The sequence below is a fragment of the Sphingobacterium sp. JUb56 genome (assembly GCF_014191365.1).
Lineage (GTDB): Bacteria > Bacteroidota > Bacteroidia > Sphingobacteriales > Sphingobacteriaceae > Sphingobacterium > Sphingobacterium anhuiense.
Genome location: NZ_JACHWL010000001.1, coordinates 2,976,884 through 2,993,825 on the forward strand (window position 1 = coordinate 2,976,884; position 16,942 = coordinate 2,993,825).

Sequence of the window (16,942 nt, forward strand, 5' to 3'; positions counted from 1 at the left end):
GAAAACATTTCTTATAAACCACGGTATTTACTTTGTTTATATTTAAAGAAATCATTCAAATGTTGTAAGTTTTCTTTTCTTTCCTCCGATTTACGGTAAGAAATAATGGAATCCCATATAAACAAAGCAAACACCAATATTGCAAAAAGAACAGGTATGCTCAAGAAGCTACCCGTAGTACCCTGCATAATTAACCAAGTTGAAACAATAACCGTTAATAAAAATTTCATAATAAATCCTAACATTTCGTATAATTTAAAGTGACTGAATAATACGCTGACTCTACCGCCAGACGTCTGAATAAAACCTGTGATGCCGTATCTTGAAATGGCTAGCCTACTGAAAAATATAAATGATCAGAAAACTAACTGGTGGAGAAGAACCAATATATTGATAAATCAAAATATCAGGTCAATTTTTAAAAAAATCAATAGTGTATGGAGAAGGTAAAACCGGTAAGTTTTAGCAATGATTTATATTTAAAAACTGACAAAAATTAAAAAACTTGTAGTAATTAATTTTACATCAACTTCAAATGTACTAATTTTTTTAGACAAAAACAAATGCTACGCGGAAAATTTTAGCTAAAGAACGAGTTACTTGATTTTGTAAACAGCTATAAAATAAGAGCAAATAAAAAAATGACCTCTAATTACCTCCAGTACTGCAGCCAAATTTTAATAATAACAAATTGCTTTTTTAGACAAACTCTACGATTGAATAATTATAATCTTGAATAATTATAATCTGTCATAAAAATGTACTAAATTTTACAGGCTATTTAATTTAAAAAAAATCATTGTTACTTTTGCTAACACTGTTAACTAAAGTTTTAAAGATGGGTGTATCAGAGCGGAAATTGCGAGATTTAGAAAAAATTAGGTTACAAATAATTGAACAATCCTGGCTTATTGTACAGGAGGAAGGTTGGCAAGCACTATCCATTAGAAAAATAGCAGATGCCATTGAATATAGTGTTCCCGTTATCTATAAACATTTTGAAAACAAAGATGCTATTGTAGCCTATTTTACAAAAGTCGGTTTTTCTTTGCTGGCAACACAACTTGCATCTGCTGTAGATTCAAGCAGAACCGCAGACCTGAACTTGTATCATCTAGCGACATCTTACTGGAAATTCGCATTCGAAAATAAGAAATACTATGAAATTATGTTCGGTTTGGGTATTCCCCAATGCGAAGTTGTGAACAGTATCAAAGAGATGAAAGTCGCATCAGATGTCATGTTAAATTGTATTTCCAAATGTATTGAAGAGAATCAAGTCGAACAAATTGATCTATTTTTAAAATTCAAAACCTTTTGGTCTATTTTACATGGTATTATTACCATCGAATTCATATCAAATACAGCAACAGATCCAGAAGTAGTATCCCCTATCTTAACAGATGCTATTGAGGGATTTATTATATCATTAAAACACCACAATAAATAACATGAGTTTATTAGAAGATTTAAAATGGAGATATGCCACAAAAAAGATGAATGGCACTCCAGTAGCACAAGAAAAAGTTGATTACATTTTAGAAGCTGCTCGTTTGGCTCCTACCTCTTCTGGGCTACACCCTTATAGAGTAATTGAAATATCAAATCGCGAATTGAAAGCAAAAATTCAACCTATCGCTTACGGTCAATCCCAAATCGTAGACAGTTCACATATTTTAATATTCGCAGCTTACGATTCCTATACTAAAGAACGTGTAGAAGCACCATTTGCGCAACAGGCGGAAGAAAGAGGATTGCCATCAGGATTTGCAGATGATTATAAAAACAATCTTTATACACAATTATCAGCGTTGTCCCAAGAACAGCAATTTAACCATGCGGCACGTCAGGCTTATATTGGTTTTGGATTAGCCGTAGCCGCGGCGGCAGAACAAAAAATTGATGCAACTCCTATGGAGGGTTTTAACAACCAACAGTTAGATGCCTTACTTGAGTTAGACAAATTAGGCCTTAAATCGGTTACAATCTTAGCCCTGGGTTACCGCGATGAAGCAAACGATTGGTTAGTTAACTTAAAGAAAGTAAGACCAAGCCACGAAGATTTCATTATTAAATTCAACTAAAACATATTTTGGGAACTCAATTATTAGGAGTTCCCGATTCTTAAACATACATTATGAAAATAGAAATTTGGTCGGACATCGTTTGTCCATTTTGTTATATTGGTAAAAAAAGATTGGAACAAGCATTAGCTTCATTTCCTCATCGTGATGAAGTTGAGATTATTTGGAAATCTTATCAACTACACCCGCAATTCCCACAAGATGCAGCTGGTATTCCCGCAGTAGAGTACATTAAAAATGCGAAAGGTCTAACTAAGGAAGAAACTTTAGGTATGATGCAACAGGTTCAGTCCATAGGAAAATCTCTAGAGATTGATTTTGATTTCGAAAAATCACTAATTGTCAATACCCTCAATGGACATCGTCTTATACATTTTGCACAAGAGCATGGTCTTGGTAATATTTTAAAAGAACGCCTACTAAAAGCCCATTTCAGTGAAGGAGTAGACGTTAATGATACCAATATATTAGTAAACCTTGCTGCGGAAGTGGGGATGGACAAAAAAGAAGTCCAAGAAATGCTGCTTTCTGATCGTTTTACTTACGAAGTCACTCAGGATATTCAAGAAGGTGTAAATCTAGGTTTACGTGGCGTTCCATTCTTCGTATTTAATCAAAAATTTGGTATTGCTGGAGCACAACCTTTAGAAATGTTTGAACAGACACTCCGTCAAGCATATGAAGATGCTAAAACAGTTATTATCATGAATGATAATGAAGGACCTAGCTGCGACAGTGAAACCGGAAATTGCTAATAGTTTACTATTAGCAATTTTGATTGTCAGACATAACCAAAGAGTTAGCTAAACTTCTGCTCCCGAATCCCAAAATCGTGCAAATAAGTTGAACTTATTTCTTAATTTCGTTTCCTATTTAATGCAGAAAAATTGTAGTATAAATGCAGTTAACTAAACTAGAAATAAAAGGATTCAAAAGCTTCGGCGATAAGATTACAATCAATTTTAATGAAGGCGTCACCGCAATTGTGGGCCCAAATGGTTGTGGCAAATCAAATGTCGTCGATGCGATACGTTGGGTTTTGGGAGAGCAGAGTACACGTATGCTCCGTTCAGAAAAAATGGAAAACATCATTTTTAATGGGACGAAAAATCGTAAAGCGGCAAACCTGGCAGAAGTTTCACTCACTTTTGACAATAATAAAAACGTACTTCCAACAGCATTTACAACAGTCACTGTGACACGTAAGCTGTTTAGAAACGGTGATAGTGAATACCGATTGAACGATGTAAAATGTCGCTTAAAAGATATTACAGACTTGTTTTTAGATACAGGAGTTGGAGCAGATTCTTATTCGATCATCGAACTGAGAATGATTGATGAAATCATCAATAATAAAGAAAACTCCCGTCGAAATCTATTTGAAGAAGCATCTGGAATATCCAAATATAAAGTCCGTAAAAAACAAACGCTAAATAAGCTAAGAGATACTGAACTTGACTTGAGTCGCGTAGATGATTTAATGTTTGAGATTACCAAAAATCTAAGATCATTAGAAGGACAAGCTAAAAAAGCAGAAAAATATACGCTTTTAAAAGATGAATACCGCCAGAGTAGTATCAATTTAGCCTATTACCGCATTGCCGATTTTAGCAGTGAACTGGAACGTCTCCAAGGTCAGGAATCCAAATTAAACAAGCAGAGTACCGACGCACAAGAACATATTAATAAAGCTGAAAATGCACTAAAGCAAATCCGAGAAGACAATCTGGAGCAGGAAAAAAATGTTTCCATACAACAGAAAGCCACCCAGGAATTTATTAATAAAATCCGAAATTACGAGTCGGAAAAAAAAGTTAAAAACGAACAGCTTAAGAATCTTCAGGATAAAGAAAGCAGATTGAATTTTGAAATCAACAATGACAATCAACAACTCAATCATGTTCTTTATACGATCAAAAGGTTAAATGAAGAGTTATTTCATGAACAACAGCAATTGGATAATTTCCAAACAAACCTAGAAAAGGATAAATTTGAAGTCGAAGAGCTAAGAGGTCAGCAACAAACTGCCAAAGGAAAATTAGACAGCTATAACAAGGCCAGTACAACTTTACAGGACAATATCTATAAGCTTGAAAAAGATATTGCTGTTTTAAATATTCAAAAAGAAGCTTTATTACAAGAATCCATCCGAACGGTAACAGATACTGAATCCAAAGAAGCCGAGTTAAATCAATTTAATATTACTGTAGCTGAATTAGAGGGCCGTGTAGAAACGCAGCAACAACAGTATGAGACCGCCATACAGATGGAAGAAGAATTGCAATCGCAAATTCAAAATCATACAGCAAATATAAATACCCTTAAGGACGAATTAAATAAAGAGTCAAGGTTAGCAGATGCGAAACAGAATGAATATAACTTAACTAAATCCTTAATTGATAATTTAGAAGGTTTTCCTGATTCAATCCGATTTTTAAAGAAGAATGCAGGTTGGAAAAAACAACCGCCATTATTTTCAGATGTTCTTTTTTGCGAGGAAGACTACCGCGTAGCTATTGAAAATTACCTGGAATCGATCATGAATCACTATGTCGTGGAAACACAGCAAGATGCGGTACAGGCAATTAATCTTTTAAGCGATGCTGCACGTGGTCGTGCAAATTTCTTCATATTGGATGCCATCCCATCCATAAAGACATCTTCATCGATTAATGATGATATCTTAACTCCAGCTTTGAATGTTATTACTGTTGATGACAAATTCAAGCCTCTTTGCGAAGTTTTATTACAAAATGTCTATATTTTGCAACGAGAACGCGACCATGAACTTGAATTACCATTGCCCGAGGGAGATATTGTTATTTTGCAGAAAAATGGTAAATTTTCGAAAAACAGGTTAGGTCTATCAGGTGGTTCTGTGGGATTATTTGAAGGTAAACGAATCGGACGCGCTAAAAACATCGAAATCTTAGCAAAGGAAATCAAAGCTCTTAATGAAAACATCAATAAGCTACAGGATCAAATAGCTGACGAATCCGGACGTTTAGCAGCATTACAGTCTAATTCCCAAAAGGAAATGATTGATGAGCTTCGTTTTCAACTAAACCGTCTAAATAATGAATTGATATCTGTCAAAACAAAACAAGAACAATATCAAACCTTCATTACTAATGCACTAAACCGCAAGAAGGATATTCAAGATAAAATAATAGCTATTGAAAATGATTTACTGATTGTCGAACCTCAAATTCAAGATTTCAAAAACGAACGTGAGCAGCAGGTAGGTGATCTTCAAGAATTTCAGGACCGATTTAATGAAATTTCAGAGATTTTAACTGAAAAATCCGCAAGTTACAATCAAGGAAATCTCGGATACCATCAGCAACAGAATAAAGTTTCAAACATCAATAAAGATCTCGAATTCCGCGAAACGCAGCAGGAGGATTTTCAATCTCGTATCGAACGTAATACAAAAGATCTCGAAGAAGTACAGTTATCTTTAAAAAATACAGCCCAATTTGTAGATGAAGAAGACCAAGATCTGGTGGAAATGTATACGCAGAAGGATGCACTGGAAAAAGGTTTAGAAGAATTAGAAAAGAGCTACTATGGTGTTCGTAAACAAATAAATGAGTTAGAAGAGCAAATTATACAATACCGTCGATCAAAAGAACAAGATGATCTCCTAATTTCTGAAATAAAAGATAAGAAAACAGCACTTCAAATTGATCTTAATACTTTAAAAGAACGCCTTTCTGCAGAGTTTAATATTGAATTAAAAGATCTATTAGAACAAGAAGAAACGCCAACAATCACAGAAGATCAAGATGTACTTGTCGCCAAGTGTACGAAACTCAAAAAACAATTGAATGAGTACGGTTCAATCAATCTTATGGCCAAAGAGGCTTTCGATGAGATGAATGAACGTTATAACTTCATCAATAAAGAAAAATCAGATCTATTGGAGGCAAAAGAATCTTTAATGGCAACCATTAAAGAGATTGATGATACTGCAGAGGTACAATTTATGTTTACGTTCAATAGTGTTCGTGATAATTTCATCAAAGTTTTCCGCTCCCTATTTAACGAAGAAGATAGCTGTGATTTAATCCTTACAGACCCATCTAAACCGTTAGATTCGGATATTGATATTATTGCGCGTCCTAAAGGAAAAAGACCATTGTCGATCAATCAACTATCAGGAGGAGAGAAAACACTCACCTCAACAGCACTTCTATTCTCACTGTATCTTTCGAAGCCTGCACCATTCTGTATTTTTGATGAGGTAGATGCACCATTAGATGATACTAACATTGATAAATTCAATAATATCATTCGTGATTTTTCTAAGAACTCACAATTTATAGTGGTTTCTCACAACAAAAAAACAATTGCGAGCACAGACATCATCTATGGAGTTACCATGGTAGAACAAGGTGTCTCACGTGTTGTTGCAGTTGACTTACGAGATGTCGCTTAAGAAATAACAGATCTTATTATTTACTAGATTTGCTATTATAAAAAAGGGAGTGATACGATGTGTATCACTCCCTTTTTTATAATTATTCTAATGAGCTTATTTAGTCGCTACTAGAGAAACCTTAAAGTTTATCTCAGCAGAAATTAAATCATCTTTTTTACCTTCATAACTTACACCCCAATCAGCACGAACGATGTTAAAATCAGCTTCTGTTTTGATTGTTGTAGCATTTGATTCAATTACCTTAGCATCAAATGAGATATTTTTAGTAATACCTTTGATTGTTAAATTACCAGAAATTTTCACATCTTGTGCTGTAGCACCAGCTTCAGCTTTAGTCACAACAAATGTAGCTTCAGGAAATTTAGCAACATCAAAGAAATCCGCAGCTTTTAAATGGCCATCTAATTTCTCTTTGTACTCTCCTTCAAGATCTGTAGAACTAATTGTATTCAAATCCAATGTGAACGTACCACCGGTTAACACACCATTATTCACATTTAATGAACCTGATTTAATCGCAATCGTACCTGTATGTGCACCTGTCACTTTCGTTCCGGTCCATACAACTTTTGACTGTGTTGCATCTACATTAAACACCTCTCCAGCTGGAGTAGCAATTTGTTCTGTCGCAACAGAATCTTGCACTTCCGCTTTTTTTCCTTCTGGATTTCCAGCACAAGAAGACATAATAACAGCTGCGATAGCAGGTAATACTAATAATTTTTTCATAACTAACTTAATCTATTTTATATGTTTAAACACTTGATTAACCAAAGATATTATAAGATCTAAATAAAATCTACTAAAATACTATACAATATCAAATTATGACAATAACATGTTTTAGTGTCCTTTAGGAGCAACATCAACGCGACGAATATCAGCGCCTAATTTCTTTAATCGCTCTTCGATATTCTGGTAACCACGCTCTATTTGCTCGATATTATGAATAGTTGAAGTACCTTTTGCAGATAATGCTGCGATCAATAAAGATACGCCTGCACGGATATCAGGTGAAGTCATTTCAATTCCACGTAAAGGATACATTTTATTCAATCCGATTACAGTTGCACGGTGTGGATCACAAAGTATGATCTGAGCCCCCATATCAATCAGTTTATCAACAAAGAAAAGACGGCTTTCAAACATTTTTTGGTGTATCAATACATTTCCCTTTGCTTGTGTTGCCACAACCAAAACAATACTTAATAAATCTGGTGTAAATCCTGGCCAAGGTGAATCTGATATCGTTAAAATTGAACCATCAATAAATGTATCTATTTCGTATGAATCCTGCGCTGGAATAAAAAGATCATCACCACGCAACTCCATTTTAATTCCTAAACGTTGGAATACGGTAGGAATAATCCCCAATTCTTTGTAACAGACATCCTTAATGGTAATTTCAGAACCAGTCATAGCTGCTAATCCGATGAAAGAGCCAATTTCAATCATATCTGGCAACATACGGTGTGTTGTTCCACCCAAACGCTCCACACCTTCTATCGTGAGCAAATTTGAACCAATACCGGAGATATTAGCTCCCATACGATTCAACATTTTGCATAACTGTTGCAAATAAGGCTCACAAGCTGCATTATAGATTTCAGTTTTACCTTTAGCCAATACTGCCGCCATAACAATATTAGCAGTACCTGTAACAGATGCTTCATCTAACAAGATGTAAGCTCCCTTTAATTGAGTAGCATCGACATTAAAGAAATGATTTTCCGAATCGTAGATAAACTTGGCTCCCAATTTTTCAAAACCCAAAAAGTGAGTATCCAAACGACGACGACCAATTTTATCGCCTCCGGGTTTTGGAATAGCTGCCTTCCCGAAACGTGCTAATAAGGGTCCTACAATCATAATAGAACCTCTTAAGCTCCCTCCTTTTTCTTTAAATTCTGACGATTGGAAATAATCTATATTGATATCCTTAGCTTCAAAAACATAAGTATCCTCATCAATACGATTGACACGTACACCTAATGCTATTAAGAGATCTATTAATTTATTGACATCCTTAATGTTTGGAACATTACTAATTGTGATGGGTTCTTCAGTCAACAATACTGCAGACAAAATCTGTAATGCTTCATTTTTCGCTCCCTGAGGAATAATCTCTCCTTTTAATGGCTTCCCGCCATTGATTTCAAATGCATTCATGCGTACACCTATATCTTTTTATATTTTCCTTTGATGTTATAAGAAAAAAAGCAATTGAAAAGAAATATAAATCACTTCACAATTGCCTTATATCATACTTAAAGTATTAACAATTATCCTCTCTTATAACCGCTGTTACTATTGCTATTATTATTGTTGCTGTTATTATTATTTTGGTAAGGACGTCTATTGTTATTGTTACTACTTCCGCCACCTGAATTGCTTCGTTTTTGGAACGAATTTGTTCCCGAAGGTCTTCTGTTATTTGAGTTATTATTGTTGTTGCTCCGACTATGGTTATTATTAGAATGCCCGGAATTGTTATTAGTAGTTTGTGTCGGATTATTTCCTTTAACTCTATTTCCCGGAGGCGCACTTTTGAAATCTTGTTTGGTCAAAACTGTACCTTCTGGCAATTGCAATACCTTACTTGACAATTCTGCTAAATCTTGAATAATAAATTCGTCTGCTACCGCATCTTTATTCCATGTTGTATACGCCATCTTCATGAAATTGGCAATTGAAAGCGCCATTTTTTGACGTTTTTCTTCATCCGTAATGGAAATTGCCTTATTAATCATTTTCTCCACTGTAAAACCATAATGCTTGTACTTGATATTATGCTGCGGATAGGATAACAATTCTGGCTCATGCTTCACCAATTCTGGAGTTGCTTTAGGATATGGAGAATCCACGTCAATCTGGAAATCAGAAATAATTTGCAAGTGATCCCACAATTTATGCTTAAAATCTGCCACGTCGCGTAAATGAGGATTTAACACCCCCATCATATCAATGACAACTTGAGCATACTTATTTCTTTCTTCTTTTGTAGGTAAATCACAAATATAGTTTACCATATTTTGCACATTCCTACCGTATTCAGCTAGGATTAGCTTCGGTCTTGTGCTGTTGTAGTCAAAGTTCATATAGTGAATTTCAGTACCAATACAACGTTGTATTCTGTACTTTGGTATTAAATTATTGAATAATTCTCAGTTTTGCAAATTTAAGCAACAATTGTTTCTGTCCCAAGTCTTTAAAGAAAATAGTTGCTTTTACTTCTCCCTTTGATCCTTCGAGGTTAACAACCTTTCCGAAACCAAATCTTTCGTGTTCCACTTCCATGCCAACCTGCAAACTATTTGTGTCGGATGGAGTAAAACCAGCGGAAGGTGTATGCGCTTTGGGTAATATCGAGGTAGTTTTAAAAGGTTTCGGCTTAGGTTTCGAAAAACTATCCGTCTCTTTTTGCTGCCAGGCAATACGCTCACCTTGGAAACTTCCAGATTCTGCAGAAGAACTTTGTCTTGGTTTAAAATCCAGATCCAAACAAGATGGATTCAGTTCATCCAAGAATCTGCTTGGTTCACAGTTATTAAGTGTTCCCCATCGATATCTAGAAGTTGCGTACGAAAGTAATAATTTTTTTTCAGCTCTGGTAACTGCAACGTAAAATAATCTTCTTTCTTCCTCCAGTTCAGTCCTTGAATTAAGTGCCAACTGAGATGGAAATAAATTTTCCTCTAAGCCAACGATGAATACGACAGGAAATTCTAAACCTTTAGACGAGTGTATCGTCATCATTGAAACCGTATCCGCATTTGGATCTTTATCGTTGTCATCATTGGTCAGCAAAGCAATATCCTGCATATAAATGTCTAACCCACGTTCCTCAATATCCTCGCGTTCGGAAAACTCTTTAATACCATTGAGCAATTCCTGTATATGTTCGTACCGTGTCAATCCCTCAACAGACTTATCTTCATATAGTTCCTTTAATATACCTGAATGCTGTGCTATATGCATTGCCGTATCAAAAGCACTATTAGTTTTTGCCAGCGCTTGAAAACTCAAGATCATTTGACCAAATCCTCCAACAGAAGCGGCACTACGTCCGTCCATAAACATTTGAGCATTCGCTACAATATCCCAAAGACGGTATTGATGTTGATCTGCGGCGATCACGATTTTCTCAACCGTGGTATCACCAATACCACGACGAGGATAATTGATCACACGTTTCAACGCCTCTTCATCGTTTGGATTAAAAGTAAGTCTAAAATATGCAATTAAATCTTTAATTTCTTTTCGTTGATAAAAAGAAGTACCACCATATATTTTATAAGGGATATTTATTTTTCTTAAAGCTTCCTCCATTGCTCTAGATTGCGCATTGGTGCGATAAAGAATAGCAAAATCTTTATAATTATAAGATTTTAAAGACTTTTCTTGCGAAATTAACTCTGCAACAATTTTGCCCTCCTCATTATCTGAAAATGCACGGGAAACTTTTATCTTCTCTCCTTCTTCATTATCAGAAAAGACATTCTTTTCCAACTGATTTTGATTGTTAGCAATAACCGAATTCGCGGCGTTAACAATCATTTGAGTTGAACGGTAATTTTGCTCTAATTTAAAAACCTTGACTGCAGGATAATCCTTTTGGAAATTCAAGATATTCTGAATATTTGCACCACGGAAAGCATAAATACTCTGTGCATCATCACCAACTACACAAATATTCTCATTAACAGCAGCTAATCGCTTAACGATTAAGTACTGTGAAAAGTTGGTATCTTGATACTCATCGACCATCAAGTATTTAAACTGATGCTGGTATTTATGCAACACTTCAGGATGCTTATTCAACAAAACGTTGGTTTTGAACAACAAATCATCAAAATCCATAGCCCCTGCACGATAACAACGTTGCGCATACGTCATATAGATTTCTCCTAACTGACCTCTCCCGTTAGAAATATCTTCCGCTTTTAGTGCTTCATTTTTATTATACTCCTGTGGCGATATGAGATTATTTTTCGCTTGAGAAATACGCCCATACACATGATTGACATTATAAAGTTTGTCATCTAAGTTCATTTCTTTCAAAATGGAACGTAGTAAACTTTTCGTATCATCCGTATCGTAAATCGTAAAATTACGCGGGTATCCGATCAATTCAGCTTCTACACGCAAAATCTTGGCAAATACGGAGTGAAATGTTCCCATCCAAATATTTTTAGCCTCAGCACCAACCACCGACATAATACGATTACGCATTTCTTTTGCGGCTTTATTAGTAAAAGTTAAAACTAATATATTGAAAGGATCTACTCCTTTTTGTATTAAATGGGCAACGCGATAAGTAATGACACGTGTTTTTCCTGATCCAGCCCCAGCAACTATCATTACTGGTCCATCAGTTTGTTCTACAGCTCCTCTTTGAGAAGGGTTCAATCCTGCTAAAAAATCCAAAGCTTTCTCCTAATATTATATGTTATTTAAAATAGCTTATAAAAGTACGAAAATCATTTGGCGGATAGGCAGTCATCGTCACAAATAATAATTTTTTAACAAAATCTGCATCTTCTTATGAAGATGTAAAAGACTGTTTTGCACTTCAGATAATAATGGTTAAATATTCTGTAAGATTTTCATAAGATTTAATCCAGCTTTAATAGAGGATTTATAGGGGCTTATCTCTAGAAACCCTCTATTATCCCTTTAGAATATCTCTAAAAATAGTACCTTAGTATAAGGTATATATCAGTATATTTCCTATTAAATAGCAGCTCAACAACGTGGTATTTGCAAACTAAAATTTATCGTCATTTAAAAAGAATCAACTATACTTTTTAAGAAGCCGTAGTTCCAGATTTAAAAGCTACAAAAGAGGCAAAATTCAATTTTTTATGGAGCACATCAACAGAATTGAATCCTACTTTTTTAAGCAAATCAAGCTGATAAGTTAAACTCCGAGGTGTATCTTCATGTTCGATATAAGCAAAAACATGATCACGGTAAGATTCATCTTTCAAACTTGTAAGGTATTTACCATAGTAATTATTATAAATCAATTTTTGAATGGCATCATGATCATGAATCACCAGATCAAAAATCCAGATACTCCCGCCCTCTTTGAGTAAGCTGTACAGTTTTTTAAATGCATGCTCCCAATCTTGGTCATCACGAAGATGATGCAAAACAGCAGTTGCAATAATAACGTCATAATGATTTTCTTTTAGCTCGGCAGTTCTAAAGTCACCTTTTAATATCTGAACCTCTCCAGTTATGACTTCTTGTACACGTTCTTGTGCTTTTTCCAACATCGGCTGACTTAAGTCAACCAAAGTACAGTCAAAATCGGACATCTTTTGCGCTAATTTAACAGGGTAATTACCCGCGCCGCAACCAATATCTAGCACGTGATTTAATTCCGGATACACAGCGACAATACCATCTGTAATCAGTTCCATATTAAACAAAGCATCTAAAGTCGTCTGCTGTCCTGTGTCAAGATTTGAAAACCGTGTTACATCCTGGTCAAACCGTTCTTCAATTTCTTTTAGCGTTGATTTATATTCCATCTTTCTAATTTTTAATATTTTCAAATCTAAAACATTGAATAATACTTTAAAAATACTATTTTAGGCAATTAATAATACCTTTCAAGTATCGATGGAATTAAGACATTTACATTATTTTAAAGCAGTGGCAACGGAGTTACACTTCGGTCGTGCGGCAGAAAAATTGCATATCTCTCAACCGCCCTTAACCCGTCAGATTAAAGATCTGGAAAAAGAATTAGGGGTCATTTTATTTTACCGAAATAATAAACGTGTTGAATTGACAAATGCAGGACGCTATTTTTTACAGGAATGTGATCAACTGATGCAGCAGCTGGAAAAGGCTAAGCTCATGACCAAACAATTACATCAGGCTATTTCAGGAGATTTCAGACTCGGTTACATTAGTTCGACCCCAAAGAAAATGCTGGCTAAGATATTGAAACAAATCAAAAATGATTTTCCCTACTTGCATGTCTATCTGTATGAGACCTCTTCTCAGAAACAAAAAATGGCATTAGAAAATGGGAAACTTGATTTAGGAATACTACGAGCACCTATCTTTACAACTAATCTTCAGGTGTATTCTTTGTTTAAAGATTCCTTTTGCTTAGCAACGCCTAAAAAGTGGGGTAAGGACATTCATGCACTTACTTTAATGCAAGAAGATTTTATTTCGTACAATTCAAGTTATGCTGATGATTACCATAATCAGATCATAGCCTGTGCAAACCGGATCGGTTTCCATCCACAAATTGTACACGAATGTAACACCATGCATTCCATATTAGAATTGGTAGCGAATGGATTAGGTATAGCATTTGTTCCAACTTCGGTAGCAAAACAGAATACCGAATTGCCATTAGAATTTCATGCTTTAAAAGAACAGGATATTCAGACGGAGGTCATATTAGCTTATGACAACAAAAGTCAACATCCCGTTTTACAGCAATTTATTACATTAATTAAAAAATATTATACCGCTTAACGCATAGTTATAAGCTCTGAATTATAAAACAGATCAGTTGATCAAAGAAACATCTGATCTGTTTTTTTACAACTGACGTTCTACTCCCAGGCCAAATAAAGCAAAATCATATTTAACCGGATCCAGTGAATCTAACTTTCTCAAATTTTCAGTAAGCTCCAGCGCTGTTTTCCAGTTTACCTTATCCAAGGTTATTAATCCAAATTTACGAGCGACACGTTCGACATGAAGATCACATGGACAAATAAGATCCTTCTGATTTAAACGGCTCCAAATTCCAAAATCTACTCCTTTATCATCATGACGTACCATCCACCGCAGAAACATATTAATCCTTTTAACAGTAGATTTCTGTATTGGAGAACTAATATGCTTTCTCGTTCTTAATGGATAATCAGGAAGAGAAAAAAAGTAATTTTTAAACTCATCTAAAGACTTTTCTAGTACAACTGTAGCCGTATTTTCCTGTCCAATTAAAAATGCATCTTCCAAAGAGGAAAAATGATTATAATGATAACGAAAAAACTGAATAAAATACAGAAGATCGGTATCGTTAAAAGTACGATGCTTAAATCCGAGCAACTGCTTTAAATCAACCTCCTGATGATTCATGATGAAATCATGTGGACTTCCATCCATACGTTCTATCAACTCTGTGCATTTATTAATGATGGTCTTCCGTTGCCCCCAAGCTAATATTGCCGCTATAAACCCCATGATTTCCACATCCTCTTTCTTTTGAAAACGATGTGGAATACAAATCGGATCATTCGGAATGAAATTGGGTTGATTATACTGTTCGACTTTTTTATCCAAAAAATCCTTAATATTAAAATCTGCCATCTATTTAAATAAAAACCATCAGTTCCTCCCGTTAAAATTATCAGGAGGAACTGACGGCTAAAACTTTTTAATCTATTATTAAACTAACGCTTGTTCCAGATCAGCAATCAAATCATCAGCATCCTCGATGCCAACTGAGATTCGGATCAAATTATCGACCACACCTACTTTCTCACGTATTTCTTTTGGAATAGATCCATGGGTCATTGTTGCTGGATGATTAATCAGAGACTCCACTCCTCCTAGTGACTCAGCTAGTGTAAACACTTTAAATTGCGAAGAAATGCGAAATGTTTCGTTTAGATCAGCACCTTTTAAAACAATAGATATCATACCTCCGAAATCACGCATTTGCTTTTTAGCAATATCATGTCCAGGATGATCTTCAAATCCTGGCCAATAAATTTTTTCCACTTTTGGATGACTTCTAAGATATTCAGCAACTTTACGTCCATTAGCACAATGTGCCTCCATACGTAAATGTAATGTCTTGATGCCACGAAGCGCTAAAAATGAGTCCTGTGGTCCAGGAGTTCCGCCTACGGCATTATAAAAAAAGAATAATTGTTTGTATAACTCGTCTGAATTCATAACTAGTGCCCCCATAACCACATCCGAGTGACCATTAATATATTTGGTAGCTGAGTGCATAACAATATCAGCACCAAGGTCCAAAGGATTTTGTAGGTATGGAGAAGCAAAAGTATTATCAACTACGTAAAGCACTTTCTTTTCCTTAGCAACCTGGCCAATAGCCGCAACATCCGCAATCTTCAATGTCGGATTAGTCGGAGTTTCTACCCAGATTAACTTCGTTTTGTCCGTTATCGCTTCCCGTACAGCATCAGGATCTGAAGTATTTACAAATTTAAAAGTGATTCCATAGGCTTCATAAACTTTAGTAAAAATACGGTAGGAACCACCATATAAATCGTCTCCCGTAACGACTTCGTCTCCTGGTTTCAATAGACGCAAAACACAATCCGTAGCGGCCATACCGCTTGAAAAGGCTAAACCATGCTGACCATTTTCTAAAGCAGCTAAACAGTCTTCTAAAGCTTTCCGTGTAGGATTTGTTCCTCTTGAATATTCGTAACCTTTATGCTCGCCTGGAGAAGCCTGTTGATAAGTAGAAGTCTGATATATAGGAGTCATCACTGCACCCGTTGTAGGGTCCGACTGTTGACCAGCATGAATCGCTTTAGTTGCAAATTTATATGCCATATTATTTAATATTTATATTAATTCTGAAAAAGTAAATTTATTAAAAATCTAACGGAGATTCATATTTAAAAGTATAATTCAAGTCATTTTGCAAACGATTTGACTTTACTATTTTCTGAAATGAATCACTATTATTAAAAGCAGTTGGTAGCTCAAAACCGTATTTCTGTGCTGATGCTTCGACAACAGCTTGCTTTAATGGATGATGAGGACATACCACGTTGTATATTTTATAGTTTAAAGGCTTTACAAAACCCTCACTTATCAGCGACGCAACATCTTCCAAATGAATAAAATTGGCAGGCTGTCCGCCTGTAGTGCATTCTTTCTGCTGAAAATATTTAGCAAAAATGCGATTTTGACCAAACAGGCCTCCTAGACGGTAGATATGCGTATTTGGAAATAAACCGATAGATTTTTCAGCAAGCAGTAATTTGGACTGTAGTTCATCTTCTTCAAAACTATCCTCATCTATTTCTTTCGAAACATCGGGATATATTCCAATCGAGCTTAAAAATATTATTTTACAATAGTGTAAACTGGATAGAAAGTTACTTACTCGAAGGAACCTTTTAGTCAGGTCTTCTATTGTTGATTTATTTGTTGCAGGAACACTCACCAAGATATAATCAAAGTCTTTTGGCAAATTAATAGCAGGAGTTAGTGGTTCGTCGAAATTTTGCTCAAATGCAAAAATACCATCGGTTATTAACCGATGGTATTTTTCTGCTGTAGTGGTAGATGCCCAGACTTCATGTCCTTCTTTCAACCATAAATTAGCGACAAACTCTCCTACCCATCCACAACCTAATATGAGATAACGCATGAGTGATTGATTATA

At 35.2% G+C, this 16,942-nt stretch carries 14 protein-coding genes; 5 read left to right on the top strand and 9 right to left on the bottom strand.

The features are described from left to right. Positions 1 to 11 precede the first annotated feature (11 nt). Positions 12 to 245 carry a hypothetical protein gene (locus tag FHR29_RS12645; RefSeq protein WP_021192296.1) on the bottom strand — a complete coding sequence of 78 codons (234 nt, stop codon included), beginning with the start codon at positions 243 to 245 and terminating at the stop codon, positions 12 to 14. Between the two features lie 593 nt (positions 246 to 838). On the opposite strand from FHR29_RS12645, the gene FHR29_RS12650 reads away from it, so the two are divergent. The 4 genes from FHR29_RS12650 (at position 839) to smc (ending at position 6,525) form a co-directional block, all read left to right on the top strand. Continuing rightward, positions 839 to 1,450 (top strand): TetR/AcrR family transcriptional regulator, encoded by a 612-nt coding sequence (locus tag FHR29_RS12650; RefSeq protein WP_021192297.1) that lies wholly within the window; start codon positions 839 to 841, stop codon positions 1,448 to 1,450. Between the two features lies 1 nt (position 1,451). Then, positions 1,452 to 2,084 (top strand): nitroreductase family protein, encoded by a 633-nt coding sequence (locus FHR29_RS12655; protein ID WP_132843383.1) that lies wholly within the window; start codon positions 1,452 to 1,454, stop codon positions 2,082 to 2,084. Between the two features lie 53 nt (positions 2,085 to 2,137). Continuing rightward, positions 2,138 to 2,839 carry a DsbA family oxidoreductase gene (locus FHR29_RS12660; RefSeq protein WP_183915047.1) on the top strand — a complete coding sequence of 234 codons (702 nt, stop codon included), beginning with the start codon at positions 2,138 to 2,140 and terminating at the stop codon, positions 2,837 to 2,839. Between the two features lie 143 nt (positions 2,840 to 2,982). Then, positions 2,983 to 6,525 (top strand): chromosome segregation protein SMC, encoded by a 3,543-nt coding sequence (gene smc / locus FHR29_RS12665; protein WP_132772886.1) that lies wholly within the window; start codon positions 2,983 to 2,985, stop codon positions 6,523 to 6,525. A gap of 96 nt (positions 6,526 to 6,621) precedes the next feature. Here smc and FHR29_RS12670 read toward each other — a convergent pair whose 3' ends face one another. The 5 genes from FHR29_RS12670 to FHR29_RS12690 form a co-directional block, all read right to left on the bottom strand. Continuing rightward, positions 6,622 to 7,257, bottom strand: coding sequence for a YceI family protein (locus tag FHR29_RS12670; protein ID WP_183915049.1), 636 nt, complete (start codon positions 7,255 to 7,257; stop codon positions 6,622 to 6,624). Between the two features lie 114 nt (positions 7,258 to 7,371). After that, positions 7,372 to 8,697 carry a UDP-N-acetylglucosamine 1-carboxyvinyltransferase gene (gene murA / locus FHR29_RS12675; protein ID WP_021192300.1) on the bottom strand — a complete coding sequence of 442 codons (1,326 nt, stop codon included), beginning with the start codon at positions 8,695 to 8,697 and terminating at the stop codon, positions 7,372 to 7,374. A 113-nt stretch (positions 8,698 to 8,810) separates the two neighbouring features. Further along, positions 8,811 to 9,626: a DUF4290 domain-containing protein gene (locus FHR29_RS12680; protein WP_183915051.1), complete on the bottom strand. Its 816-nt coding sequence runs from the start codon at positions 9,624 to 9,626 to the stop codon at positions 8,811 to 8,813. 52 nt (positions 9,627 to 9,678) lie between these two features. Further along, a complete protein-coding gene (locus FHR29_RS12685; RefSeq protein ID WP_183915054.1) occupies positions 9,679 to 11,955 on the bottom strand; it encodes an ATP-dependent helicase in 2,277 nt (758 codons plus the stop codon). Between the two features lie 380 nt (positions 11,956 to 12,335). Continuing rightward, a complete protein-coding gene (locus FHR29_RS12690; protein WP_183915056.1) occupies positions 12,336 to 13,067 on the bottom strand; it encodes a class I SAM-dependent methyltransferase in 732 nt (243 codons plus the stop codon). A 91-nt stretch (positions 13,068 to 13,158) separates the two neighbouring features. Here FHR29_RS12690 and FHR29_RS12695 point away from each other — a divergent pair, with 91 nt between their 5' ends. Further along, a complete protein-coding gene (locus FHR29_RS12695) occupies positions 13,159 to 14,034 on the top strand; it encodes a LysR family transcriptional regulator (protein ID WP_183915058.1) in 876 nt (291 codons plus the stop codon). A gap of 66 nt (positions 14,035 to 14,100) precedes the next feature. On the opposite strand, the gene FHR29_RS12700 is transcribed toward FHR29_RS12695, so the two are convergent. The 3 genes from FHR29_RS12700 to FHR29_RS12710 all read right to left on the bottom strand — a co-directional run bounded on the left by FHR29_RS12700 (position 14,101) and on the right by FHR29_RS12710 (position 16,927). Next, positions 14,101 to 14,877, bottom strand: a complete 777-nt coding sequence (locus FHR29_RS12700; protein ID WP_183915060.1) for a TIGR02757 family protein — start codon at positions 14,875 to 14,877, stop codon at positions 14,101 to 14,103. Positions 14,878 to 14,955: 78 nt separating this feature from the next. Continuing rightward, on the bottom strand, positions 14,956 to 16,101 hold the full coding sequence (locus FHR29_RS12705) for a cystathionine gamma-synthase (RefSeq protein ID WP_183915063.1): 1,146 nt from the start codon (positions 16,099 to 16,101) through the stop codon (positions 14,956 to 14,958). A gap of 40 nt (positions 16,102 to 16,141) precedes the next feature. After that, positions 16,142 to 16,927 (bottom strand): GDP-L-fucose synthase, encoded by a 786-nt coding sequence (locus FHR29_RS12710; RefSeq protein ID WP_183915065.1) that lies wholly within the window; start codon positions 16,925 to 16,927, stop codon positions 16,142 to 16,144. Positions 16,928 to 16,942 lie beyond the last annotated feature (15 nt).